We start from the raw sequence: 22,181 nt of genomic DNA, 5'->3' as shown, positions 1-22,181 counted from the left end.
ACAACGAGGGAGTGTTGTCATGCAAGAAAAGCCGGCCAAAGGCAACTCACCCGCCCCGGTCACGGTGATGAATGTGCAGAACGCCATCACCGGCCTGCGCGGTCGCGACCTGATTTCGACACTGCGCCAGGTTGGCCGTCAGGGCCTGCGCGATCCGCTGTACACCGCCCGCCACCTGCTCGCCCTGGGCAGCCAACTGGGCCGGGTGATGCTCGGCGATTCGCCGCTACAGCCGCACCCGCGTGACACCCGCTTTGCTGACCCGACCTGGCAGGACAACCCGCTGTACCGACGCGGCCTGCAGGCGTATCTGGCCTGGCAGAAACAATCGCGGCTGTGGATCGAGCACAGTTCACTGTCGGCAGATGATCGCGCCCGCGCGCAGTTTCTGCTCAACCAGATCAACGACGCACTGGCGCCGAGCAACTCGCTGCTCAACCCGCTGGCCGTCAAAGAGCTGCTCAACACCGGCGGGCAGAGCCTGCTGCGCGGCCTTGGCCACCTGCTTGACGACCTGCGCCACAACGACGGCATGCCGCGCCAGGTCGACCAGAGCGCCTTCGCCGTGGGTGGCAACGTGGCCAACACGCCCGGCGCGGTGGTGTTTCGCAACGAGCTGCTGGAGCTGATCCAGTACCAGCCGATGAGCGAGCAACAGCATGCGCGGCCGCTGCTGATCGTGCCGCCGCAGATCAACAAGTACTACATTTTCGACCTCAGCCCCGGCAACAGCTTCGTCCAGTACATGCTCAAGAACGGCCTGCAGGTGTTCATGGTCAGCTGGCGTAACCCGGAACCGCGTCACCGCGAATGGGGCCTGTCGAGCTACGTGCAGGCGCTGGAGGAAGCGCTCGATGCTTGCCGCAGCATTACCGGCAACCGCGACCCGAACCTGCTCGGCGCCTGCGCCGGCGGCCTGACCATGGCGGCCTTGCAAGGCCATCTGCAGGCCAGGAAGCAACTGCGCAAGGTGCGCAGCGCGACCTATCTGGTGAGCCTGCTCGACAGCCAGTTCGACAGCCCGGCCAGCCTGTTTGCCGACGAGCAGACAGTCGAAGCCGCCAAGCGCCGCTCCTACCAGCGCGGCGTGCTCGACGGCGCTGAAGTGGCGCGGATCTTTGCCTGGATGCGGCCCAACGATCTGGTCTGGAATTACTGGGTCAACAACTACCTGCTCGGCAAGACCCCGCCGGCCTTCGACATCCTCTACTGGAACGCCGACAGCACGCGGCTGCCGGCAGCCCTGCATGGCGACCTGCTGGACTTTTTCAAGCTCAACCCATTGGCCCACGCCGATGGCCTGGAGGTGTGCGGCACGCCGATCAATCTCAAGCAGGTCGAGCTGGACAGCTTTCATGTCGCCGGCAGCAACGATCACATCACGCCCTGGGATGCGGTGTACCGCTCGGCGCTGCTGGTCGGCGGCAAGCAACGCTTCGTGCTGGCCAACAGCGGCCATATCCAGAGCATCATCAACCCGCCCGGCAACCCCAAGGCCTACTACCTCGACAACCCGCGCCTGAGCAGCGACCCGCGCGCCTGGTTCCATGATGCCAAGCGCAGCGAAGGCAGTTGGTGGCCACTGTGGCTGGAGTGGATCGGCCAGCGCTCGGGGCCGCTGAAGGCTCCGCGCAGCAGCCTGGGCAACACCACCTATCCACCCCTGGCGCCGGCACCTGGCACTTACGTATTGGTGCGCTGACTCGATGAAGACCCGTGACCGTATCCTTGAATGTGCCCTGCAGTTGTTCAACCAGCAGGGCGAACCGAATGTGTCGACGCTGGAAATCGCCAACGAGCTGGGCATCAGCCCGGGCAACCTGTACTACCACTTCCACGGCAAGGAGCCGTTGGTCAACGGCCTGTTCGAGCGCTTCGAAGAGGCCCTGATGCCGCTGCTCGATCCGCCGCTGGACGTGCGCCTGGACGCCGAGGACTACTGGCTGTTCCTGCACCTGATCGTCGAGCGCATGGCCCAGTACCGTTTCCTCTTTCAGGACCTGTCGAACCTGACCGGGCGCCTGCCCAAGCTGGCCCGCGGCATGCGCAGCCTGATCAATGCGATCAAACGCACCCTGGCGGCGCTGCTGGCCAGCCTGAAGGCGCACGGACAGGTCACCAGCGATACTCAGGCGTTGGGGCAGTTGGTCGAGCAGATCACCATGACCCTGATGTTCTCGCTGGACTATCAGCGCGTGATCGGCCGCGCGGCCGACGTCGGGGTGGTGGTGTATCAGGTGATGATGCTGGTGGCGCCGCATCTGCAAGCACAGGCGCGGGCGGCGGCGGAGCAGTTGGCGGTGCGGTATCTGGAGGGGTAGACCTGAGGTTCCGGCGTTGGGGCCTTCGCGGGCAAGCCCGCTCCCACGGAGCCTGCGCTGAGCTGCTGATCGGCGCTGTACCTGTGGGAGCGGGCTCGCCCGCGAAGAAGACGACGCGTTATCAGATCAGGGTATCGGTACCCGTTGGTGCCGACGGCGTGCTGCTGCCCGTAGCCGCTGCAGATGCGGGTGCTGCGGTAGCGGCCGGAGCGGCGCTGGCTGCCGGTTTGGCCGGCGCTTTCTTCGGCGCAGGCTTCTTCGCTGCCGCTGCCTTGGCCGCTGCCGGTTTCGCCGCAGGCTTGGCAGCTACAGACTTGGCCGCCGGCTTGGCTACAGGCTTGGCCGCTGCGGTTTTAGCCGCTGGTTTGGCGGCTGCCGTTTTGCCTGCAGGCTTGGCGCCGGCGGTTTTGGCGGCTGCTTTGGCCAACGGTTTTGCAGCAGATTTGCTCGCGGCCGCCTTGGACACCGGCGTCACCGACGCGCCAGTCAGCTTCTCGATCTGCTTGGTCAGCGTGTCGACCTGCTGGTGCAGCGCCTTGATCTCGTTGCGGCTCGGTACACCGAGGCGCGAGATAGCACTGTTGAGGCGCTTGTCGAAGGCTTCTTCCAACTCGCCCCACTTGCCCAGCGCGCGCTCCTTGACGTCGGCAACGCGCGAAGAGGTTGCCGACTTGGCTTCATCAGCCGCCGAATCAACGGTCTTCTTCGCCTGCTTCTCGGCTTTTTCGCCGTCCTTGACCAACGAATCAAACAGCTTGGGGCCGTCCTGATCGACCTTGGAGTAGATACCCAGGCCAGCCAACCAGATCTTGCGGGAGTACTTCTCGATTCCGCCGATCCAGGAGCCGCCTTCTTTATCGATATTCTTCTTGCCAGCCATCCTGCTCTCCTTATGGTTTGCGCGCGACACGCTCGAGCAACTCGTGGAGTTGTTCCAACTTGATGGACAACGCCTCAACGTCATGTTTAGACGGAATGCCGAGGCGATTCAAGCCACGCGCGACACGCGCATCAAAAGCTTTTTCAATTTTGTCGAGTTGAACTTCAACCTTGCCACGTACGCGGCTGACTTCTTCACCGGCTTCATCGATCTGCTCGTTGGCGGCATCGAGCTTTTTGTCGATGACTTTCTTGCCACGCTTCTCGACGCCTTCGCCAGCCTTGACCAGCTCCTTGAAGTAGTCGGTGCTCTCCTGGCCGACTCGGGCATAGGCGCCCAGGCCTGCCAGCCAGACTCTGCGCGCATAGTTACGCACTTCGTCCAGCGTGCCTTGGGCGTCGTCTTTTTTCTTCAGATTGATCTTGGCCATGCTCTGCACCTCTCGCTCATAGGGGATGGAGGAACTGCCCACGGACTTCGGGCTTGAGCACAACGGTATGCAGAAAAATTAGAATTCTCACCCTAAGCGACGCAACCGCAACGACCAGGCCCACGTTTGATGTATTTACCGCAGGCCACCACCGCCGCTGACCCAGCGTACAAGCTCCTTTCGCATTGGAGACCTGTACCATGCCGCTTGCCGCCCCAACGCCCGTCGCTTCGATCCAACGCCTCGTCGCGGCGCGCTTCGCCAACCGCCCCAGCCTGCGCCAGGTCATTGCCCACGAAGGTCTGGAGACGCTTGCCAGGCGCTATCCGTGGATTCGTACCAGCTACCCTCAGCTCGAATCGCTCGAAGGCTTCAACATTATCCACGCCCAAGCCCCCGGCGCAGGGCCTGGGCAAAGCCCGCTGGTCGACACGCTGATCGCCCACCTGCTCAGCGGAAAGCGCATGGCGTTGGCGCCGACCGATCAGCTCAGCCTGGCAACGGGACAGGTGTTTCACCCGCAGCAAGCCGGGCCAGGCCAGCCAGAGATCGATCTGCGCATGGCCGACCTCAACCAGGATTTCGACGCCCTGCTGGCCTGCGTGATCGACAGCTTCCAGCAAGCCCAGATCGGTTTCTGGAACGCCCTCGAAGGCGATTCGGAAATCTCCGCTCTGCGCTGGATGCAACAGTTATTGAAAGCAAACCTGCTGGCCAACATCCAGCGCCAGGGCCTCGGCGACGCCGAGAAGAGCGTGCTGTACGGCTTGCTCGAGGGGCGCAGCGATGGCCTGGTGTGCCATGCCCTGCAGGTCAGGCTGAACAGCGCGGGGGTCGAGCACTGCCTCTCACTCAGCAGCACGTTGCTCTGTGCACGCCACGCCGATCGTGACTTGCTGCTCTGGTGCAAGCCCACCGGCACCGTGCACGGTTACCACGACCTGTCCGCCTTCGCCTGCGCCCTGCGCGACGAATTGGCACAGCGGTATCACTTCGAATCGATGGTGTGGGCGAAGGCGCCGCTGGAGGAGGATGCGTTCGCACATCAGGCCCGCCAGCTGCTCAATGGCATCCTCGATGAGATTGGCCGCCTGCGACTGGCCGATATCGCTACCCCGCGTGAACTGGAAGCGGCGCTGAGCCTGCTCAGTGACCCTGCGGCCGGCTTCCTCGATCAGCCGTGGCCGCCAGCGGCCCAACCCACCATCGAAGTACCGGGCTGGCTGGCCCAGGCCAGCGCGGGCGATCGTTTCCAGTACCAGACGGCCCTGCTCCAGTTAGCCGCCAGCCAGGCCTTGGCCAAAGGCGAGACCTCGTGGGGTGATATCGAAGACCTCAACCAATACGCCTCACGCTGCCTGCGTGAACAGATGCACGCGGATCATCCCCAGGGGAGGCTGTTACAGCCAGACCAGGTGCTGGCGAGCATTGCCCAAAGGGTGCAGACCTCTTCGCTGACCTTCGATCTTCAATACCTCAGAACCGAGTCGCTCACCGCGCTGGCCATTACCCGCCTGCAGGTCGGCGAGCATGAAGCGGTGACCGGCATTCTTCTGGCCGACGGCTCGCAACCGCCTCAATGGCTGACGCCTGAGTATGTCGACAGGTTGATACGGACAGTCGACATCGGCGGGCGCTACCCGGGGTACGTCAACGCCGCGCTGCAGGATGCCCGCAACACGGCCCACCGGGTGCGGCTGCACGCCCGCGAATGGCGCAGCCATCTGCTGCTCGGAGCCCTCCAGGCGAAGATCGCTGGCCAGTTGCGGGACCGCAGCTGGCAGGCGCTGGCCGATTTCTGTGACCGGCCCGGGGATCGGTCCAGCGTCCACGCCATGGCCCCGCTGGCATTTCTCTGTGCGCCGCAAGCGGCTGCGGCCAATGAGGTCCAGGGCATGTTCCTGATCCGGCTCCAGGCGAACGGGCCTTGGGTGCTTTACCGGGCGCTTTGCAACGAGCAGGTCGTACGCGAATTCGACGACCTCGAGCATCTGATGGACAGCGTTCTCGCCGATCAGCCCCTGCAGCAAGACATGCTGGACTGGATGGACGACGACGCTCGCGCGATCTATGAAGACGGTGGCTTCCAGCGACCGCACCTGCACCGCAATCTGTCTGAACTGGCGCACCTGCTGGCCCTTGCAGACATGCTGGATGCACTGCTGAGTCGATTGCGCCAGCCGGCAAGGGTGCGCTTCAGCGCCTGGCAGGGCGATCTTGACCAGCACATGTTCCAGGCCCGCGGCAAGGCCCTGCTGGTGCTGGCGTCCAGGCAAAGCGTCTCCAACGCTCAACAACGCTGGGCACTGATCAGTCAACTGGCCTGGCTCGCCTTCAACACGGTCGCATCGGTGCTACGCGGTCCAGCCGCGTCAGTGGCCTGGCTGATCATCAGCCTGGTGGCACTCAAGGATGACCTCGCCGCGCTGGAGCGGGGTACGCCTGAAGAGAAGGCCCTGGCTGTCACTGACGTGCTGACCAACCTGGCCATGCTGCTGGTTCACGGTCATGCCAGCGGGGCGCAACCGGACACACTGTCCACACCGCTCAAGCCACGTCTCGAAGGGCCCAGACCGCACGAACCCGGCGCCACGCTCAACCGTGAGGAACCCTCTCCGGCGCCCTGGCAGGAACCCGTCGAACAAGGCCGTCCGGCACCTTTGCGGGTGAGTGGTTGGCAGGGTGGGCAAGGCCTTGGCCATTTGACCGCGGCGCAACGTGAGACGCTGGCCGGCCTGCGCGCAAGGATCTCCCTCGCCGGGCACAGCGCCGAGCCGCACGGCCGCCTGCGCGGCCTGTTCAAGGTGAATGAACGTCACTATGTGGCGCTCGACCACGAGCCCTACGAAGTCCAGGAGACCTTTGCCGGTGTCCGCATCGTCGGCCCCGAGCAGAACCAGAGTGAGTGGTCGGGACAGTGGGGCGGCGCGCCGGACGGTTACTACCTGCCTGATCGAGAACGTGCCCAGGGCCCCTGGATCACCCGCTGGAACGGCGAGTGGCGGCTTGACCTGAGGCTGGCCGGCGGGATGCCGAAAAGCAGGCGCCAGGCGGTCGCAGAGAAAGTGGACCATTTCAACGCGCTGCAGCAGCGTCGCCGCAACAACGACAGCGAGCTGACCAAGCTGGCGCCGCTCGCAGAACGCAATGCGCAGTTGCTCAGCGCCTATGATCAAGAAGCCGCAGCTTTTCGAAGCGACATGGAAAAACTGCCGCCTGATGCGCGCGCAGCGCTCCCGGATGATCTGCGCATCCGTCTGGAAAACCTGCATGGGCAGCGCAAGCAACACCGCCCCATCCTCGGAATAATGGCCTCCATTTTCGAGAAACAGGCCGTGCTGATCGAGTCCAATATTGCGCTTTTCACTGAACTCGGCGAACCGCAGTACCAGCGTATGGACCCTGAGGCTCGCGCCCGTCGGGCCCTCAATCAATGGTACGAGCAATCAATAAACAACGATCAGTACCTTTATCATCGGTTACTGGAGCTGACCGATTACGACTCTCTCAGTCAGCAATCACGGGAGCTCGCACGCCTTCCTGTCGAGCCAGCCGAGATCGAATTTGCCACCACGTTTCGCCGCACTGTCGCCGAGGCCCTCACCACCCACCAGCGTATGCTCACCGTCAGCGAAAGGCTCGACGCCAACATCCGCATGATCTACGCCGACCACCGGATCCAGTTCGAGAACCAACAGGAAAAGATGAGCAAGGCGGTTGCGTATCGCACCTATTCGACCCTCATCGTGCGTGGACAGATCTTCAGCGATCTCGCCCAGTTGGTGATCGACAGGACGCGTCTGGAGCCCGAGAGTTTTGAAGCAGTGCTGCGCCTGCAGGCGGGTCTTCGCAGCAGTGACTTTCATCAGGCCATGCTCAGCCATGACAGCCTCGAAGGCACCGCCCTGGAACCTGCGGAGCGGGTGGAGGTGCTGGACAACGCATTGCGCGAATACCGGGCCTCGCTAGGCAAGGCCCACGAACTGTTGTCGCTCGACGAGCCTGCGGTGGACAAGCCCAGGGTCGAGGACTACATCCGCGAGCTTTCCCAACTGGAAGCACTGACCGTCGAGCAATTGAGCAACACCCTGCGCGACAACGACAGTGGCGCCACGCCGCCAGTTGTGCCGATGACCCACAGGGAACGACCGGGCAACCGCCGTTTGATCCGCACCTCTCGCGGCAAGCCGCTGCTCGCCGAGCCGAACGAGCAAGGTACGCAAGCTATCCAGCATGATCCCTTCACCGACCAGGCGGTCAGCCATTACGAGCAGCGTGACGGCCAATGGGACGAGGCGCCAGTGACAGCGCCTACCCCACCCGGCACCGCCTACCTGCGCCGTGTTGGCTCAAGCCTGCTGGCGCGCAAGGACGCCAGGCTCGCACTGGCCGCCCGCTACCTGAACGAGCCCAACAGCCTCGCCGACCTGCTGGACTGGCACATCCAGGACATGGACGGCATTGCCACGCAGCTTGAAGCCGGCCAAGAGCAGGCGCTTGCCACCCAACTGCGTGAGGCCATCGGGCAAATGCAAAGTGAAAAGCGCCGCCTGCTGACGCAGGCCTACCTTGATACCCGCCACCCTGACAGCCAGGCGTTGCACTTTCTGGTGGCGCAAGGCGAGGTACAGATCCAGCGCGTGCCGACCACGCTGCGTAAACGGCTAAAGGACAAGGATTACCTGGATGTCTACGCCATCAACCGCACGACGCCGCACCAGCAGCTATGGGAAGCGCACTTCCATTACTCCAGCGCACAAGCCGCGCCACGCGCGTTTGCCAAAGGCCACCTGAAGTTCTGGGAGCCACGCGCGATGAGCCGGGAAGAACAACTGCAGCGCACAGTCAACCCGGCAGAGCGGGTGCGCATCTACCGCGGGGATCTACGCCTGGAGCAGATCGAAGACCTGTTCCCGTTTGCCGCCCCCTAGCACGCCTCACTGAGCGCAGCTGTACTGGGACGGCTGCGCAGCCCATCGCGATGCAAGGCCGCTCCCGCAGAGGCGGCACATGCCTCAAGACTGGAGGCTCAGGCCAGGGCCTTGTCCAATGCCCGTTCGATCTCGCCCTTGATGGTGCCGCTCATCATCGACATCATCATGCCCAGCTTCAATTGAACGCGGATCAGATCGTCGCCGATTTCGACGCTGCCCTTGGCGCCGCTACGCGAAACTTCGACCCGATCACCCTGCCAGTTGGCTTCCAGGCCATATTCGCGGGTCAGTTTGTCGACCAGCGCCTCGGCCTTGGCGCGGGCGGCTTCGCGGCCGAGGGCGTGTTTGCGTTCAACGCTGATCTGGGTCATGCGGGCAATCCTGGATATAAAGACAATGGCGCCATTATGCCCGCCCCTGCCCGAGGGCACACCCCGCCAAGACAAATCCGCCCATTGCCCCTAGAATGGCGATACTTTTTTCCGGTGATGCGATATGAACGACCAGCGCAAAGGCGAACACGCCGAACCCACCACTCATTTCGGCTACAAAGATGTGCCAGAAAGCCAGAAAGCGAAGAAAGTCGCCGAGGTTTTCCACTCCGTAGCCGCCAAATACGACCTGATGAACGACGTGCTGTCGGGCGGCATGCACCGCCTGTGGAAGCGCTTCACCATCGAGCTGTCCGGTGTGCGCAGTGGCAACCGGGTGCTGGATATCGCCGGTGGCACCGGTGATCTGGCAGCCAAGTTCTCGCGCCTGGTCGGCCCTACTGGCCAGGTCGTGCTGGCCGACATCAACGAGTCGATGCTCAAGGTCGGCCGTGACCGCCTGCTCGACCGTGGCGTGGCCGGCAACATCGAATTCGTCCAGGCCGACGCGGAAAAGCTGCCGTTCCCGGACAACCACTTCGACTGCGTGACCATCGCCTTCGGCCTGCGCAACGTCACTCACAAGGACGATGCCATCCGCTCCATGCTGCGCGTACTCAAGCCCGGTGGTCGCCTGCTGGTGCTGGAGTTCTCCAAGCCGACCAGCAAGCTGATGTCCAAGGCCTACGACGCCTACTCGTTCGCCTTCATGCCGCTGGCCGGCAAGCTGATCACCAATGACTCGGAAAGCTACCGTTACCTGGCCGAGTCGATCCGCATGCACCCCGATCAGGAAACGTTGAAGGCGATGATGGTCGATGCCGGTTTCGACCGCGTCACCTATCACAACATGACCAGCGGTATCGTCGCCGTGCACCGGGGGATCAAACCCTGATGTTGCTGGCCGGGCTGCTCGCCAGCGTCGAGCATGGCCTCAACCGCGTCCTGCGTCTGGACAGCACGGCCTTGCCGCGGCTGGCCGCGCTGGAAGGCAAGGTGATCGCCATCGACTGTCTGCAGCCGGCCCTGCAGCTGTACATCCTGCCCGATGAAGATGGCCTGTTGCTGGCTGCGCATTGGGAAAGCGAGGCCGACTGCACCCTGCGCGCACCGGCCAGTAGCCTGGTCCAGTTGGCCCTGGCCAAGGACAAGACCGCTGTACTGCACAGCCCGCAGGTGCAGCTGCACGGTGACAGCGCCGTGTTGCTCGACCTGGTGGCCGTGCTGCAAGACCTCGAGCTGGACTGGGAGTACGAGCTGTCGCGTTGGCTGGGCCCGGTGCCCACCGCCCTGCTCGCCGGCCACCTACGCCTGCGTGCACGCTGGACCCGGCAGGGCCTGGCGCGCTTCGGCCAGAACCTCTCCGAGTACCTTGCCGAAGAATCCCGTACCCTGGTCGGCCGCCGCGAAGCCGAGGCCGCATTCAGCGAGCTCGACCGCGTCAAGGTCGATGTCGAACGCCTCGAGGCGCGCATCCGCCGCCTTGCCCGATCCCTTGATACCAGCGATAACGCATGAAGTTGCTCGCCGTCCGCCGCCTGTTTCGTATCCAGCGTGTAGTGATTCGCTACCGCCTCGATGACATTCTGTTCGAGCAACCGCTGCCCTGGTGGCTGATGAGCCTGCGTTTGCTCATGCCCTGGCGCTGGCTGCCACGCAAGCCCTCGCCGCTCAGCCGAGGCGCACGGGTGCGCCTGGCGCTGCAGGACCTGGGTCCGATCTTCATCAAGTTCGGCCAGTTGCTGTCGACCCGCCGCGATCTGCTGCCAAGCGACGTCGCCGACGAGCTGATGTTGCTGCAGGACCGCGTACCGCCATTCGACCCGCAACAAGCAGTGGCGCTGATCGAAGCGCAACTGGGCGCCAAGGTCAGCGAAGTGTTCAGCCGCTTCGACGTCGAGCCACTGGCCTCGGCCTCGGTCGCCCAGGTCCATAGCGCACGCCTGAAGACCGGCGAAGAGGTAGTGGTCAAGGTGGTGCGCCCTGGCCTCAAGCCGATCATCGCCCAGGACCTGGCATGGCTGTTCCTGATCGCCAAGGGCGCCGAGCGGTTGTCCGCCGATGCCCGCCGCCTGCACCCGGTGGAAGTGGTCGGCGACTACGAAAAAACCATTTATGACGAGCTCGACCTGCTCCGCGAGGCGGCCAACTCGAGCCAGCTGCGGCGCAACTTCGAAGGCTCCGATCTGATGTACGTGCCGCAAGTGTATTGGGACCTGTGCCGGCCCAAGGTGCTGGTGATGGAGCGCATCTATGGCGTGCCGGTCACCGACATGGTGGCCCTGGCCGACCAGCGCACCGACATGAAGCTGCTGGCCGAGCGTGGCGTCGAGGTGTTCTTCACCCAGGTGTTCCGCGACAGTTTCTTCCATGCCGACATGCACCCAGGCAACATCTTCGTCAGCACGGTCAAGCCATGGAGCCCGCAGTACATCGCCATCGACTGCGGGATCGTCGGCAGCCTCACCGCCGAAGACCAGGACTACCTGGCGCGCAACCTGATCGCCTTCTTCCGCCGTGATTATCGCCGTGTAGCAGAGCTGCACATCGACTCCGGCTGGGTCCCGGCGCATACCAAGGTCAATGAATTCGAAGCCGCGATCCGCACCGTGTGCGAGCCGATCTTCGAGAAGCCGCTGAAGGACATCTCGTTTGGCCAGGTGCTGATGCGCCTGTTCCAGACCGCGCGGCGCTTCAACATGGAAGTCCAGCCGCAACTGGTCCTGCTGCAAAAGACTCTGCTCAACATCGAAGGCCTGGGCCGTCAGCTGTACCCGGATCTGGACTTGTGGAGCACGGCCAAGCCGTTTCTGGAGCGCTGGATGCGCGAGCGCATGAGCCCCAAGGCAGTACTGGGCAATATCTACAGTCAGGCCGAGCAACTGCCGCACCTGGCCGACATGACCCGCGACCTGCTCGAGCGCCTGTCGCAACCGCACCTGCACGACCCGCAGATGCCCCAGCGCCGTCGTAACGGTGATCAATGGGCGCTGCGCCTGCTCGGTGCCGGCCTGCTCGCTGGTGGCGCCATCCTTGCCACGGGCGCCGTCAGCCTGGGTGCGCCAGCGGCGTGGCCGGCCTGGCTGATGCTCAGCGCCGGGCTGTACCTGGTGGTACGCCGATAGCCAGCCACGCTGCTGGCTGGCACACTAATGCAACAGGCCCGATAGCGAAGCGGGCCCGGTTTTGGAGTCGACGATGAAAGACTGGCTGGACGAGATCAAGTGGGACAGCGATGGCCTGGTGCCGGCAATTGCCCAGGACCATAAAAGCGGTCGGGTGCTGATGATGGCCTGGATGAACCGCGAAGCGCTGGCTCTGACGGCCGCCGAAAACCGTGCTATCTACTGGTCGCGCTCGCGTGGCAAGCTGTGGCGCAAGGGTGAGGAGTCCGGCCATGTGCAGAAGCTGCACGAGATGCGCCTGGACTGCGACGCCGATGTGATCATCCTGATGGTCGAGCAGCTGGGCCAGATCGCTTGCCACACCGGCCGCGAAAGCTGCTTCTACCGCGTCTTCGAAAATGGCCAATGGGTCAGCGTCGACCCGGTTTTGAAAGATCCCGATGCAATTTACCGCGCAGGCCACTGACATGAGCGATACCCTGACCCGTCTTGCCGAAGTACTGGAGGCCCGCAAAGGCGCGGCCCCGGACAGCTCCTACGTTGCCAGCCTCTATCACAAGGGTTTGAACAAGATCCTCGAAAAGGTCGGTGAAGAGTCGGTCGAGACCATTATTGCTGCCAAGGACGCTGCGCACAGCGGCGACTGCAGTGATGTCATCTACGAAACGGCTGACTTGTGGTTCCATAGCCTGGTGATGCTTTCGGCACTGGGGCAACATCCGCAGGCGGTGCTGGATGAGCTGGACCGCCGCTTTGGTTTGTCCGGGCATGATGAGAAGGCAGCGCGGCAGCCTTCGGCCTGATAGTGATGCACTGATTGATGGGGCTGCCTTGCAGCCTGTTCCGACCGATCCGGCGCCCCGGCAAGGCCGCTCCTGTACAAGGAGCGTATTGGCGAAGCCGACACACCTTTTTCAGGAGTACAAAATGGGTATTTTTGACTGGAAACACTGGATCGTCCTGCTGGTCGTGGTGGTCCTGGTGTTCGGCACCAAGAAGCTGAAAAACTTCGGTGGTGACCTCGGTGAGTCGATCAAGGGCTTCCGCAAGGCCATGAGCGATGAAGAGCACAAACCTGCCGAGCAGACCCCGCCGCCGGTGCAGCCAGTGCCGCCAACCCAACAGCCGCATACCACAGCGCCGCTGACTCAACCGCACACCACCCTCGAGGGCCAGGCCCAGCCGGTCCAAGAGCAGCAGCGGAAAGACTGACCCATGTTCGGCATCAGCTTCAGCGAGTTGCTGCTCGTCGGCCTGGTCGCCCTGGTGGTGCTCGGCCCCGAGCGCCTGCCCGGCGCCGCGCGTACGGCGGGGCTGTGGATTGGCCGGCTCAAGCGCAGCTTCAACAGCATCAAGATGGAAGTCGAGCGCGAAATCGGCGCCGACGACATCCGCCGTCAGCTGCACAACGAGCACATCCTGTCGATGGAGCAGGAGGCCCGGCGCATTCTCAACCCACAGGCAGAGCCACCCAAGCCAGCCCAACCGCCGGTAGACGCTGGCGCGCCGACCGTGCCGCTGGCAGAGCCACCAGCCGCCGTGCAGGCCCCTACTGCAGTGCCCGCCGAGCCGAGCACGCCTGTTGCCCCGGCCGCCATCCCTGAGCCGCCCCAGACGCCACGAGCCCCATGAGCGATAGACCGGACCACGACCAGCCGATGCCGCTGGTCTCGCACCTGACCGAACTGCGGACACGCCTGCTGCGCTGTATCGCGGTGATCTTCCTGATCTTTGCCGGGCTGTTCTCGTTTGCCCAGCAGATCTACACCCTGGTCTCGGCGCCGCTGCGCGACCACCTGCCGGCCAACGCGACGATGATCGCCACTGACGTGGCCTCGCCGTTCCTGACGCCGTTCAAGCTGACCATGATCGTTTCGCTGTTCCTGGCGATCCCGGTGATCCTCCACCAGATCTGGGGTTTCATCGCACCGGGCCTGTATCGCCATGAGAAACGCATAGCGATCCCGCTGCTGGTCTCAAGCATCGTGCTGTTCTATGCCGGCATGGCTTTCGCCTACTTCCTGGTATTCCCGCTGATCTTCGGCTTCTTCGCCAGCGCCACCCCGGAAGGGGTGTCGATGATGACCGACATCGCCAGCTATCTCGACTTCGTCATGACCTTGTTCTTCGCCTTTGGCGTGGCCTTCGAGATCCCGGTGGCGGTGGTGTTGCTGGTGTGGATCGGCGTGGTCGACGTCAAATACCTGCGCAAGATCCGCCCCTACGTGATCATCGGTTGCTTCGTGGTCGGCATGGTCCTGACTCCGCCGGATATCTTTTCGCAGACCCTGCTGGCCGTGCCGATGTGGTTGCTGTTCGAAATCGGCGTGCTCTGTGGTGGCCTGATCCGCAAGCGTGGCCCGCTCGATGAACCCGCTGCCGACGATCCGGAAGACCAGCCGCCAGCGACCCAGCCATGAACCTGCTGCTGCTTGAACAGGCCGACTTCATCGCGGCCGACCGCGTCGTGCTGGCTGATCGGCGCTTCACCCACATGCAGGAGATTCATCGCGTTGCAGTGGGCGACAACCTGCGCGTGGGTCAGATAAACGGGCTGATGGGCCAAGCCAGCGTGGTTCGCCTGGAGGGGCACGAAGCGGAGCTGCAGGTCAGCTTTGATCAGCAGCCACCGGCCAAGCTGCCGTTGACCCTGATCCTCGCCGTACCGCGGCCGAAGATGCTCCGCCGGCTGTTTCAGACCATCGCCACCCTCGGCGTGCCACGGCTGATCCTGCTCAACAGCTACAAGGTCGAGAAGAGCTTCTGGCAAACGCCGTTTCTCACCCCCGAGGCAATCCGCGAAAACCTTATCCTCGGCCTGGAACAGGCGCGCGACACGGTGCTGCCGGAAATCATCATCGAGAAGCGCTTCAAGCCGTTCGTCGAAGACCGGCTACCGGCCATCGCCGCCGACACCTTGGGTCTGGTCGGCCACCCCGGCGACTACCCGGCCTGCCCTCGCGCCGTGCAGCAGCCGGTCACCCTGGCAATCGGCCCGGAAGGCGGCTGGATCCCCTATGAAGTCGACTTGCTGGCCAAGGCAGGCCTGCAACCGGTGCAGTTGGGTGCACGCATCCTGCGGGTCGAGACCGCCGTCACTGCCCTGCTCTCGCGCATTTTCTGACTGATCGGTCAGAACTTTTCCGTCAAGTTTCCCCAGCCAAGGCCGATGCCCTGAGCAGCACAAGAAAAAATCTGCAGCGCCAACGCCGGGGGAGTCGAACATGTTCCAGTGGGTTGCCCAGTCTCTGGGAAATATGAGTGTCAGCCGCAAGCTCGGCTTTGGTTTTGGCCTGGTCCTGTTGCTGACCCTGGCAATCACCTTGACCGGCTGGTCCGGCATCAACGGCGTTACCTCGCGCGGTGACACGCTGGGCAACATCTCGGTGATCCATCAGTACACCCAGGAACTGCGCATCGCTCGCCAGCAATATGAGCGTGACCGCGACGAGAAAGGCGTCGCCGCGCTGGAAACAGCCTTGGGCAACCTGGACCGTCAGGTGCAATTGATGCTCGGCCAAATTGAGCAACCTGCCGACCTACAGCGCCTGGAGCAGCAACGTGAGGCGGTGCGTCAATACCAGCAAGCCTTTGCTGACATCCGCCAGGCCGGCCAGCGACGCGATGCCAGCCGCAGCGTGCTCGGCGACAGTGCCGACAAGGCCGCTGCGCTGATCAGCCAGGTCCAGCAGCGCCTGCTAGCGGCCGGCGATGTCAACCAGTACCAACACGCGGTCGAGGTCAGCGCCCTGCTGCAGCAGGCACGCTTCCAGGTGCGCGGTTACACCTACAGCGGTAAACCTGAATTCCAACAGACCGCTCTAACGGCCATCGACCAGGCCTTGGCCGTGCTCAAGGCGCTGCCGACCAAGCTGCCGGCTGAATATGCCGCAGGGCTGGATGACGCCTCCACAGCGCTGGCCGCCTACCGCGATGCGGTCAATCAGTTTGCCAGTGCCCAGACCGCCGCCGCGCAGGCCCTGCAGCGCATGACCGAGCAAGGCGCTGTGCTGATCGACACCAGCAAGCAGATGACCAGTTCGCAAACCGAGGTGCGCGACCAGGGCACCCAGCAAGCCAAGACCCTGCTCGCCGGCGCCACCGCGTTGGCCCTGTTGCTCGGCCTGATCGCGGCATGGGCCATCACCCGCCAGATTGTTGTGCCACTGCGCTACACCCTGACCGCAGCCGAACGGGTAGCCAGCGGCGACCTCAGCCAGAACCTGCAGATCGACCGTCGCGATGAACTCGGCCAGTTGCAGGCCAGCATGCAGCGCATGACCGTGAGCCTGCGCGAGTTGATCGGCGGTATCGGCGACGGCGTCACCCAGATCGCCAGTGCGGCTGAAGAGCTGTCGGCAGTCACCGAGCAGACCAGCGCCGGGGTCAACAATCAAAAGGTCGAGACCGATCAGGTCGCCACCGCCATGAACGAAATGGCCGCCACCGTACATGAAGTTGCGCGCAACGCCGAACAGGCCTCCGAGGCGGCCCTGGCAGCCGACCAGCAGGCCCGTGAAGGTGATCGCGTGGTCGGCGAAGCCATCGCTCAGATCGAGCGTCTGGCCAGCGAGGTGAACAACTCCAGCGAAGCGATGAATCAGCTCAAGGGCGAAAGCGACAAGATCGGCAGCGTGCTCGATGTGATCAAGGCAGTGGCTCAGCAGACCAACCTGCTCGCCCTCAACGCCGCCATCGAGGCCGCCCGCGCCGGTGAGGCCGGGCGCGGCTTTGCGGTAGTAGCCGACGAAGTGCGCAGCCTGGCCCAGCGCACACAGCAGTCGACCGAAGAGATCGAAGCGCTGATCGCCGGCCTGCAGAGCGGTACTCAGCGTGTAGCCAGCGTGATGGACGCCAGCCGCGACCTGACCGAGAGCAGCGTCGAGCTGACCCGCCGTGCTGGCGGTTCGCTGGAGACGATCACCCGCACGGTGTCGTCGATCCAGGCCATGAACCAGCAGATTGCCACTGCCGCCGAGCAGCAGAGCGCGGTCGCCGAAGAGATCAACCGCAGCGTGATGAACGTGCGCGATATCTCCGACCAAACCTCGGCAGCCAGTGAAGAGACCGCCAGCTCCAGCGTCGAGCTGGCGCGCCTGGGCACCCACCTGCAGAGCCTGGTGGGGCGCTTCCGGCTCTAGACGAGCAGCCGAACTGCGTGCGGCCTAGGAATTTTCCTAGGCAGCGCAGTGAACTTTCCTACAGGATTTGCAGGTCAAGTCCTACAACCTCCGCGCCGATGAGCAGGCATGGCCACAGTCCGTGGTCATCTTGAATGGACGGAGGTATGCCATGTTCGGCTTTATCAATCGCACGCTCGGCAACCTGAGCGTCAGGCTCAAGTTGGCGCTGGGCTTCAGCGTGGTGCTGCTGCTTACCCTGGCCACCACAATAAGTGGCTGGAACGCCCTCGACGGCGCCATCAGTCGCTCGCAACAGCTCAGCGAAATCACCCGTATCAATGACCTGAGCAAGGACTTGCGCGCAGAGCGGATCACCTACCGGGTGCTCGCCGACGAGACCAGCAGGACGCGCATCAGCGCCATCATCGAGCAGCTCGAGAGCATGCTCGCCACCCTCCAGCAACGCAGCTCAGTCGACCAGTCACGCCAGCTGCTCACGCAAAAACTGGATCAGCTCAGGCGCCTGCGCGAAGACTTCGGCCTGCTCCAGCAAGCCGTGGCCAAACGCGGCCAGCTGCGCGTCGGTATGCAGCAGCAGGAACACACGCTGGGTGAGGCCATCGACGAGTTGCAGAACCAGACCCTGCTCAAGCTCTCGGCCGATGGCCAACAGAGCAACCTGATCAGCCTCATGGACAGCTTTTCGCGGCATGTCGAGGGTGCCAACCAGCAAAGCCTGCTGCCGGCCTATACCTACTCGCCGCTGGAGGCCTTCGCCAAGGTCGGCGACTCGGCGTTGGCCGCCGCCGACAGTACGCTTGCGCAATTGCGCGGTGCCCTTGCACCGTTGGGCCTGCCGCGCGCCCTGAGGGAGCGGCCAGGCACCGAGCTGGCGCGCTATCGCAGCAGCCTCGAGCAGTACCGCAGCGCTGCGATCGAGGTGGAGCAACTGCACGACAACATGGAGAAACTCGGCGACCAGCTGAGCGCCGCCAGCGTTGCCCTGGCCAAGCAGAAGATCGAGCAGCGCGACCATGAGGCGGTTGAAGACCGCTCGCTGCTGACCAGCGTCGCCTTGTTGGCCTTGGTGGTCGGGGTAATCGCCGCCTGGTTGATCACCGGCCAGATCATCCAGCCCCTGCGCCAGACCCTGGCCCAGGCCGCGCGTATTGCCCGCGGCGACCTCAGCCAGCTGGACACGGTTGAGCGGCGCGACGAGCTGGGCCAGCTGCAGGCCAGCATGCGCGACATGACCGTGAGCCTGCGCGAGCTGATCGGCGGCATCGATCAGGGCGTCGGCCAGCTCTCCAGCGCTGCCTCGCAACTGGCTGTCGCCAGCCAGGACACCAAGGCACGGATCAACCAGCAGAAGGAGGATACCGACCAGGTCGCCACGGCCATGAACCAGATGAGCGCCACCGTGCAGGAGGTCGCGCAGAACGCCGAGCACGCTGCACAGGCGGCCACCAGTGCCGATCAGCAGGCGCAACAGGGAGATGCGGTAGTGACCCTGGCCGTGGCTGAGATCGAGCAGCTGGCCGCGCAGATGGACCACTGCCTGGAGGCCATGCACCACCTCGCGGCTGAGAGCCAGCGCATCGGCAGTATTCTGGATGTGATCAAGTCAGTATCGGTCCAGACCAACCTGCTGGCCTTGAACGCCGCCATCGAAGCAGCGCGAGCTGGTGAGGCGGGCCGTGGCTTTGCCGTGGTTGCCGACGAAGTACGCGGCCTGGCGCAACGAACCCAGCAGTCGACCGAAGAGATCGAGCAGTTGATCGACAACCTGCACAGCGGTACCGATCAGGTCACGCAACTGCTCGACGACAGCAAGCAGCTCACCGAGCGCAGCGTCGAGCTGAGCCGCAAAGCCGGCGATGCCTTGGGCCAGATCACCCAGACGGTGTCCAATATTCAGGGTATGAACCAGCAGATCGCCACTGCCAGCGAGGAGCAAAGCGTGGTCGCCGAGCAGATCAACCGCAGCGTGCTGAGCGTACGTGATGTGTCCGATCAGACCAGCGCGGCGAGTGAGCAGACCGCCGCCTCAAGCGGCGAGCTGGAGCAGCTGGGCCGGCAACTGCGCAGCATGGTCGGTCGCTTCAGCCTGTAACCCGAGCCCGTCGCCAGTCCGGCTGGCGACGGGCCCTGCGCTTACAGCACCTGGCGCAGGAAAGCCTGAGCGCGCGGGTCTTTGGGCGAATCAAAGAACGCCGCCGGTGCCGAATCTTCCAGCAACTTGCCATGATCGAAAAACAGCACGCGGTCGGCCACTTCGCGGGCAAAGCCCATTTCATGGGTCACGCAGACCATGGTCATGCCTTCTTTGGCCAAGGTCTTCATCACGTCGAGTACCTCGCCGACCATTTCCGGGTCGAGCGCCGAGGTCGGCTCGTCGAACAGCATCACCTTCGGTTCCATCGCCAATGCGCGGGCAATCGCCACGCGCTGCTGCTGGCCACCGGACAGCCGCGACGGGAATTCGTTGGCCTTTTCGGCTATCCCGACCTTGTCCAGCAACGCCCGTGCCTTGGCCTCACGCTCGGCCTTGTTGCGTTTGCGCACGACCTTTTGCGCCAGGCACAGGTTCTCCAGCACGGTCATATGCGGGAACAGGTTGAAGTGCTGGAAGACCATGCCGACTTCGCGGCGATAAGCATTGATGTCGGTTTTCGGGTCGGCCAGCGGTATGCCGTTGATCGACACGTGGCCGGCATCGAAGTGCTCGAGGCCGTTCAGGCAGCGCAGGAAGGTCGACTTGCCCGAGCCCGACGGGCCCAGTACTACCACCACTTCGCCCTTGGCTACACCGGTACTGACGTTATCCACCGCGCGCACCATCTGGCCGCGGGTGTCGAACACTTTCAACAGATCACGGACTTCAATCACTTTGCGCAAGCCTCCGCTCGAGCCGGCTGGCGAGGTGCGACAGCGGCAGGTTGATCAGCAGGTACAGCCCTGCCACGCAGAACCAGATTTCAAAGGTCGAGAACGAGGTGGTGATCGCCTCGCGCCCGCTCTTGGTCAGTTCGGTGATGGCGATCACCGAGACCAGCGAGGTGTCCTTGACCAGGCTGATGAACTGCCCGGCCAGCGGCGGCAACACCCGCTTGAACGCTTGCGGCAGGATCACATGGCGCATCGACTGGCTGGCATTCAGGCCCAGCGAGCGCGCGGCTTCGTTCTGCCCACGGGCAATCGACTGCACCCCGGCACGCACGATCTCGGCCACGTAGGCGCCGGTGAACAGCGCCAGCGCGGCCACCCCGGCGAACTCGCGCGAGAGGTTGAGCACCGTGCCGATGAAGAAATAGAAGATGAAGATCTGCACCAGCAATGGCGTGCCGCGTACCAGCTCGACGTAGACCGTCGACAGATCGCGCAGGGTCGGGTTGTTGGACAACCGGCACAGCCCGGCAAACAGGCCGATCACCAAGCCCAGCGCCCCGGACACAACCGACAGCCACAGCGTGGTCCACAGGCCCCAGGCCAACGGCCCGGCCGCCCAATGGCGGGTGACACCGATCTGGTCGCCTTCGGCAACGTCATCGCCGCGGCTCAGTTGCAGGCTGTCTTTGACCACGTCCAGCACTTGCTGCTCGCCGTCTTCACCCTTGAGGGTAACGCGTGCGTTGTCGCCCTGGACTACGACCTCGGCAACCGTGCCATAGCTGGCGGCGCGCTGGGCTTCTTCAGCCTGATAGGCGAAATACTGCGGGACGCGGTTCCAGCGCCACTCGTAGGCCATCATCGACGTGGCGAGGTACAGGCTGATGGCCAGACCGACCAGCACCAGCGCGGTCAGCCCGTGCCAGGGCCACTGGGCTTTCTTGTGTTTGATCACGTGGGTACTTCCGTAAATGCGAACGCGCAGGGTTTGCCTGCGCGTCGGGGGTCAAAGCCTGGGCTTGTGGCCTGGGCCCTTATTCCATTTCCTTGAGCCAGTCCTTGTTCTTGAACCACTTGTCGTGGATCCGATCATAGGTGCCGTCGTGCTTGATCTGGTGCAGGAAGTTGTTGATGAAGTTGATGCTGTCGTAGTCGCCTTTCTTCAAGCCGAATGCCAGTGGCTCGTAGGTGAAGGGTTCTTCGAGGAACAGCAGCTTGCCAGCGCCGGCCTTCTCGACCGCCACCACGTTGTAAGGGGCGTCGTAGACAAAGGCATCGGCCTTGCCGTTGACCACGTCCATGACCGCTTCCTGCTCGTTGTCATAGCCGTGGTACTTGGCTTTGCTGATGAGCTTCTTGGACACCATCTCGCCGGTGGTGCCGAGCTTGGAGGTGATGCGGTACTTGTCGCTGTTCAGGTCCTTGTACGACTTGATCTCGCCCGCCAGCTCCTTGCGGATCAGCAGGGTCTGGCCGACCACGATGAACGGTTCGCTGAAGTTCAGGCGCAGGTTGCGTTCCTGAGTCAGGGTCATGCCGCTGCCGATCATGTCGAACTTGTTGGTCAGGAGAGCCGGGATGATGCCGTCGTAGGCGGTGGAGACGGTCTCCAGCTTGACGCCCATGGACTTGGCCATGGCTTTGAGGATATCGACTTCAAAGCCGATGATCTCGCCACGCTTGTTGGTCATCTGGAACGGCATGTAGGTAGGGTCCATACCGACCCGCAGGGTGCCGCTCTTGACCGCATCGTCGATGGCGCCGGCCTGGGCCGCAGTCACCGCGACCAGCGCCGTGACGCCGACCAGCAGTCGCGACAGGTATTTCTTCATCATCACCAAGTCCCCTAGCAAAGAAAGAGTACGAATCTTATTGTTGGCACGGCCGTACTGGCCTGCTCGGAATACCGGAAGCGATGCTAACGCATGCGCGGCCGGGGACCTAGAGCTGGGGGGGACTTTGTTGGCCAAAAAGAATGCGTATCTCGGCGGCCCTGGAGGGCGCTCTGCGCCCTTTTCGCGACACAAGGCCGCTCCTACACGGGATGGCGCTGCCTGTAGGAGCGGCCTTGTGTCGCGAAAAGGGCCGCAGCGCGGCCCTCAGGGTTG

The 22,181-nt window shown here is 63.6% G+C and carries 20 protein-coding genes and 2 pseudogenes; 16 read left to right on the top strand and 6 right to left on the bottom strand.

Annotated features, from left to right (window positions below; genetic code table 11):
- Positions 1-19: 19 nt before the first annotated feature.
- A complete protein-coding gene (gene phaC / locus CXQ80_RS01275) occupies positions 20-1,702 on the top strand; it encodes a class II poly(R)-hydroxyalkanoic acid synthase (RefSeq protein ID WP_101315702.1) in 1,683 nt (560 codons plus the stop codon).
- A 4-nt stretch (positions 1,703-1,706) separates the two neighbouring features.
- Positions 1,707-2,321, top strand: a complete 615-nt coding sequence (locus tag CXQ80_RS01270) for a TetR/AcrR family transcriptional regulator (RefSeq protein ID WP_101315700.1) — start codon at positions 1,707-1,709, stop codon at positions 2,319-2,321.
- A 121-nt stretch (positions 2,322-2,442) separates the two neighbouring features.
- Here CXQ80_RS01270 and CXQ80_RS01265 read toward each other — a convergent pair whose 3' ends face one another.
- Both CXQ80_RS01265 and CXQ80_RS01260 read right to left on the bottom strand, forming a co-directional pair.
- Positions 2,443-3,201 (bottom strand): phasin family protein, encoded by a 759-nt coding sequence (locus CXQ80_RS01265; RefSeq protein WP_101315698.1) that lies wholly within the window; start codon positions 3,199-3,201, stop codon positions 2,443-2,445.
- 10 nt (positions 3,202-3,211) lie between these two features.
- Positions 3,212-3,631, bottom strand: a complete 420-nt coding sequence (locus CXQ80_RS01260; protein ID WP_101322926.1) for a phasin family protein — start codon at positions 3,629-3,631, stop codon at positions 3,212-3,214.
- A 200-nt stretch (positions 3,632-3,831) separates the two neighbouring features.
- Here CXQ80_RS01260 and CXQ80_RS01255 point away from each other — a divergent pair, with 200 nt between their 5' ends.
- Positions 3,832-8,562: a DUF6543 domain-containing protein gene (locus CXQ80_RS01255; protein WP_101315696.1), complete on the top strand. Its 4,731-nt coding sequence runs from the start codon at positions 3,832-3,834 to the stop codon at positions 8,560-8,562.
- Between the two features lie 98 nt (positions 8,563-8,660).
- Here the strand turns inward: CXQ80_RS01255 and CXQ80_RS01250 are convergent, their stop codons facing one another.
- Positions 8,661-8,936 carry a polyhydroxyalkanoic acid system family protein gene (locus tag CXQ80_RS01250; RefSeq protein WP_101315693.1) on the bottom strand — a complete coding sequence of 92 codons (276 nt, stop codon included), beginning with the start codon at positions 8,934-8,936 and terminating at the stop codon, positions 8,661-8,663.
- Positions 8,937-9,060: 124 nt separating this feature from the next.
- On the opposite strand from CXQ80_RS01250, the gene ubiE reads away from it, so the two are divergent.
- The 13 genes and pseudogenes from ubiE (at position 9,061) to CXQ80_RS25175 (ending at position 19,297) form a co-directional block, all read left to right on the top strand.
- Entirely contained in the window at positions 9,061-9,831 is a 771-nt protein-coding gene (gene ubiE / locus CXQ80_RS01245) for a bifunctional demethylmenaquinone methyltransferase/2-methoxy-6-polyprenyl-1,4-benzoquinol methylase UbiE (RefSeq protein WP_101315691.1), read from the top strand.
- On the top strand, positions 9,831-10,454 hold the full coding sequence (locus CXQ80_RS01240; RefSeq protein WP_101315689.1) for an SCP2 domain-containing protein: 624 nt from the start codon (positions 9,831-9,833) through the stop codon (positions 10,452-10,454). Before ubiE ends, CXQ80_RS01240 begins: the two co-directional genes overlap by 1 nt.
- Positions 10,451-12,061 carry a ubiquinone biosynthesis regulatory protein kinase UbiB gene (gene ubiB / locus CXQ80_RS01235; RefSeq protein WP_101315687.1) on the top strand — a complete coding sequence of 537 codons (1,611 nt, stop codon included), beginning with the start codon at positions 10,451-10,453 and terminating at the stop codon, positions 12,059-12,061. Before CXQ80_RS01240 ends, ubiB begins: the two co-directional genes overlap by 4 nt.
- Positions 12,062-12,134: 73 nt before the next feature.
- Positions 12,135-12,527, top strand: coding sequence for a phosphoribosyl-AMP cyclohydrolase (hisI, locus tag CXQ80_RS01230; RefSeq protein ID WP_101315685.1), 393 nt, complete (start codon positions 12,135-12,137; stop codon positions 12,525-12,527).
- 1 nt (position 12,528) lies between these two features.
- A complete protein-coding gene (locus tag CXQ80_RS01225; RefSeq protein WP_101315683.1) occupies positions 12,529-12,864 on the top strand; it encodes a phosphoribosyl-ATP diphosphatase in 336 nt (111 codons plus the stop codon).
- A gap of 124 nt (positions 12,865-12,988) precedes the next feature.
- Complete coding sequence (locus tag CXQ80_RS01220) at positions 12,989-13,273, top strand: twin-arginine translocase TatA/TatE family subunit (protein WP_101315681.1); 285 nt, start codon at positions 12,989-12,991, stop codon at positions 13,271-13,273.
- A 3-nt stretch (positions 13,274-13,276) separates the two neighbouring features.
- Positions 13,277-13,693: a Sec-independent protein translocase protein TatB gene (tatB, locus tag CXQ80_RS01215; RefSeq protein ID WP_101315679.1), complete on the top strand. Its 417-nt coding sequence runs from the start codon at positions 13,277-13,279 to the stop codon at positions 13,691-13,693.
- On the top strand, positions 13,690-14,481 hold the full coding sequence (tatC, locus tag CXQ80_RS01210; protein ID WP_101315677.1) for a twin-arginine translocase subunit TatC: 792 nt from the start codon (positions 13,690-13,692) through the stop codon (positions 14,479-14,481). The genes tatB and tatC overlap by 4 nt, the downstream gene beginning before the upstream one ends.
- Positions 14,478-15,185 (top strand): 16S rRNA (uracil(1498)-N(3))-methyltransferase, encoded by a 708-nt coding sequence (locus CXQ80_RS01205; RefSeq protein ID WP_101315675.1) that lies wholly within the window; start codon positions 14,478-14,480, stop codon positions 15,183-15,185. The genes tatC and CXQ80_RS01205 overlap by 4 nt, the downstream gene beginning before the upstream one ends.
- A gap of 100 nt (positions 15,186-15,285) precedes the next feature.
- Positions 15,286-16,347, top strand: a pseudogene (locus CXQ80_RS25190) (methyl-accepting chemotaxis protein); the annotation flags it as partial.
- Entirely contained in the window at positions 16,330-17,202 is an 873-nt protein-coding gene (locus CXQ80_RS25185) for a methyl-accepting chemotaxis protein (RefSeq protein ID WP_371918907.1), read from the top strand. The pseudogene CXQ80_RS25190 and the gene CXQ80_RS25185, both read left to right, overlap by 18 nt.
- A gap of 151 nt (positions 17,203-17,353) precedes the next feature.
- Positions 17,354-18,442: pseudogene (locus CXQ80_RS25180) on the top strand (methyl-accepting chemotaxis protein); the annotation flags it as partial.
- Positions 18,425-19,297, top strand: coding sequence for a methyl-accepting chemotaxis protein (locus CXQ80_RS25175; RefSeq protein WP_371918906.1), 873 nt, complete (start codon positions 18,425-18,427; stop codon positions 19,295-19,297). The pseudogene CXQ80_RS25180 and the gene CXQ80_RS25175, both read left to right, overlap by 18 nt.
- Before the next feature lie 41 nt (positions 19,298-19,338).
- On the opposite strand, the gene CXQ80_RS01190 is transcribed toward CXQ80_RS25175, so the two are convergent.
- From CXQ80_RS01190 to CXQ80_RS01180, 3 genes are all read right to left on the bottom strand, one after another.
- Entirely contained in the window at positions 19,339-20,073 is a 735-nt protein-coding gene (locus tag CXQ80_RS01190) for an amino acid ABC transporter ATP-binding protein (protein ID WP_101322925.1), read from the bottom strand.
- Complete coding sequence (locus CXQ80_RS01185) at positions 20,066-21,028, bottom strand: amino acid ABC transporter permease (protein WP_101315669.1); 963 nt, start codon at positions 21,026-21,028, stop codon at positions 20,066-20,068. Before CXQ80_RS01185 ends, CXQ80_RS01190 begins: the two co-directional genes overlap by 8 nt.
- A gap of 79 nt (positions 21,029-21,107) precedes the next feature.
- Positions 21,108-21,905: a transporter substrate-binding domain-containing protein gene (locus tag CXQ80_RS01180; protein ID WP_101322924.1), complete on the bottom strand. Its 798-nt coding sequence runs from the start codon at positions 21,903-21,905 to the stop codon at positions 21,108-21,110.
- Positions 21,906-22,181 lie beyond the last annotated feature (276 nt).

The sequence above is a fragment of the Pseudomonas sp. 02C 26 genome (genome assembly GCF_002843585.1).
Taxonomy (GTDB): domain Bacteria; phylum Pseudomonadota; class Gammaproteobacteria; order Pseudomonadales; family Pseudomonadaceae; genus Aquipseudomonas; species Aquipseudomonas shirazensis.
Note: the sequence above shows the minus strand (reverse complement) of the source record. Positions and strands in the feature narration are given on the sequence as shown.